At 63.3% G+C, this 278-nt stretch carries 1 protein-coding gene; it reads right to left on the bottom strand.

What is annotated here, in order from left to right:
• A partial coding sequence (locus KW839_RS27380; RefSeq protein ID WP_218426052.1) for a hypothetical protein occupies positions 1-278 on the bottom strand: 278 nt, incomplete at both ends.

Raw genomic sequence — 278 nt, forward strand, 5'->3', positions numbered from 1 at the left:
GGCCGTCCAGCGCCGTCACGGTGAAGGTGCCGCTCTGGGTCAGCGCCGAGGTGGCTGGGTTGCTGCCGTCGCTGAGGTTTTTCTCGTAGACGGTCAGTTCTCCGCCATAGACGTTCAGGCCGTCGAGGGTCACGGTGTCGTCGTTGTTGTAGATCTGCAGCACCAGGTTGGCGGTGCTGGTGTCGCCGTCTGCGTCGGTGATGGTGTATTGGAAGGTCTCGCTGCCATCACCACCGCCGTGCAGGGCTTTGAAGTCGGCGTCCGTGGTGTTGAGGGTG

It is taken from the genome of Pseudomonas sp. PDM31 (assembly GCF_019218965.1).
Taxonomy (GTDB): domain Bacteria; phylum Pseudomonadota; class Gammaproteobacteria; order Pseudomonadales; family Pseudomonadaceae; genus Aquipseudomonas.